Annotated in this window: 1 protein-coding gene; it reads right to left on the bottom strand. The window is 64.5% G+C overall.

Annotated elements, in window-relative coordinates; genetic code table 11:
- Positions 1-550: Ig-like domain-containing protein (locus tag BTW07_RS19225; RefSeq protein WP_167369309.1), on the bottom strand; the 550-nt coding region annotated here is incomplete at both ends.

Raw genomic sequence — 550 nt, 5'->3', positions numbered from 1 at the left:
AAGCTGAGGCTGCCGTTGCCGGTGCCGACATCCGTCGCCAGGTCGTAACCGGCGATGGTGCCATCGATATCGGTCGCTGCCGGCACCTGCCCGCTGAGAACGCTGTTCTCGCCGGTGGTTTGGGTATCGGCGACGGCGACCGGGGCGTCGTTAGTGCCGGTCACGGTGATGGTGACCGTCTTGGGTGCACTGACGCCGCCGTCGTTATCGGTGGCGGTATAGCTGAAGGTGACGTCGCGGCTCGCGCCGGCAGCGAGACCATCGAAGTCGGTGCCGGGGGCGAAGCTGTAGGAACCGTCGGCGTTGAATGTCAGGCTACCGTTGCCCTGACCTACGCTGGCGTCGAGTGCGTAGCTGGCGATGGTGCCATCGACGTCACTTGCTGCTGGAACTTGCCCACTGAGAACGCTGTTCTCTTCCGTCGTGGCCGTGCCTGCCTGAGCGACCGGCGCATCGTTAGTCCCCGTGACGGTGATGGTGACCGTCTTCGGTGCACTGACGCCGCCATCGTTATCGGTGGCGGTATAGCTGAAGGTGACGTCGCGGCTCT

Origin of the sequence: Salinicola socius (assembly GCF_001937195.1) — a bacterium.
Taxonomy (GTDB): Bacteria; Pseudomonadota; Gammaproteobacteria; order Pseudomonadales; family Halomonadaceae; genus Salinicola; species Salinicola socius.
Note: the sequence above shows the minus strand (reverse complement) of the source record. Positions and strands in the feature narration are given on the sequence as shown.